Source organism: Shewanella sp. AS16 (assembly GCF_021412365.1).
GTDB lineage: Bacteria > Pseudomonadota > Gammaproteobacteria > Enterobacterales > Shewanellaceae > Shewanella > Shewanella salipaludis.
In genome coordinates this window covers 1-1,376 of the sequence record NZ_JAKCLK010000030.1, presented here as the reverse complement: position 1 = coordinate 1,376, position 1,376 = coordinate 1, and the positions used below count along the sequence as shown (strand labels likewise).

3 protein-coding genes are annotated in these 1,376 nt (G+C 49.1%); 2 read left to right on the top strand and 1 reads right to left on the bottom strand.

What is annotated here, in order from left to right:
- A partial coding sequence (locus LZP73_RS19135) for a serine hydrolase (protein WP_234236499.1) occupies nucleotides 1-395 on the top strand: 395 nt, incomplete at its 5' end.
- Between the two features lie 138 nt (nucleotides 396-533).
- Here LZP73_RS19135 and LZP73_RS19130 read toward each other — a convergent pair.
- Nucleotides 534-683, bottom strand: a complete 150-nt coding sequence (locus LZP73_RS19130; protein ID WP_001677812.1) for a Rop family plasmid primer RNA-binding protein — start codon at nucleotides 681-683, stop codon at nucleotides 534-536.
- 284 nt (nucleotides 684-967) lie between these two features.
- Between LZP73_RS19130 and mobA the strand changes: the two genes are divergently transcribed.
- On the top strand, nucleotides 968-1,291 hold the full coding sequence (gene mobA, locus LZP73_RS19125; protein WP_000166966.1) for a plasmid mobilization protein MobA: 324 nt from the start codon (nucleotides 968-970) through the stop codon (nucleotides 1,289-1,291).
- Nucleotides 1,292-1,376 lie beyond the last annotated feature (85 nt).

Here is a 1,376-nt window from a genome sequence, read left to right as displayed (position 1 = left end):
ATGTAACTCGCCTTGATCGTTGGGAACCGGAGCTGAATGAAGCCATACCAAACGACGAGCGTGACACCACGATGCCTGCAGCAATGGCAACAACGTTGCGCAAACTATTAACTGGCGAACTACTTACTCTAGCTTCCCGGCAACAATTAATAGACTGGATGGAGGCGGATAAAGTTGCAGGACCACTTCTGCGCTCGGCCCTTCCGGCTGGCTGGTTTATTGCTGATAAATCTGGAGCCGGTGAGCGTGGGTCTCGCGGTATCATTGCAGCACTGGGGCCAGATGGTAAGCCCTCCCGTATCGTAGTTATCTACACGACGGGGAGTCAGGCAACTATGGATGAACGAAATAGACAGATCGCTGAGATAGGTGCCTCACTGATTAAGCATTGGTAACTGTCAGACCAAGTTTACTCATATATACTTTAGATTGATTTAAAACTTCATTTTTAATTTAAAAGGATCTAGGTGAAGATCCTTTTTGATAATCTCATGACCAAAATCCCTTAACGTGAGTTTTCGTTCCACTGAGCGTCAGACCCCTTCTTCTGCGAGTTCGTGCAGCTTCTCACACATGGCAGCCTGTTCGTCAGCATCGAGTGCGTCCAGCTTTTCGAGCAGCGTCAGGCTCTGGCTTTTTATGAATCCTGCCATGTTGAGTACAGCTTGCTGCTGCTTGTTCATCTTTTCGTTTTCTCCGTTCTGTCTGTCATCTGCGTTGTGTGATTATATCGCGTACCACTTTTCGACTGTTTTACCGCCGGTATTCTGCCGTCTGACGCTTTGACGGGTATTTCTGCCTGACAATACTGTCACTGCCAAAAAACTGCCGTGCCTTTGTCGGTAATTCGAGCTTGCTGACAGGACAGGATGTGCAATTGTTATACCGCGCATACATGCACGCTATTACAATTACCCTGGTCAGGGCTTCGCCCCGACACCCCATGTCAGATACGGAGCCATGTTTTATGACAAAACGAAGTGGAAGTAATACGCGCAGGCGGGCTATCAGTCGCCCTGTTCGTCTGACGGCAGAAGAAGACCAGGAAATCAGAAAAAGGGCTGCTGAATGCGGCAAGACCGTTTCTGGTTTTTTACGGGCGGCAGCTCTCGGTAAGAAAGTTAACTCACTGACTGATGACCGGGTGCTGAAAGAAGTTATGCGACTGGGGGCGTTGCAGAAAAAACTCTTTATCGACGGCAAGCGTGTCGGGGACAGAGAGTATGCGGAGGTGCTGATCGCTATTACGGAGTATCACCGTGCCCTGTTATCCAGGCTTATGGCAGATTAACTTCCCGGAGAGAAACTGTCGAAAACAGACGGTATGAACGCCGTAAGCCCCCAAACCGATCGCCATTCACTTTCATGCATAGCTA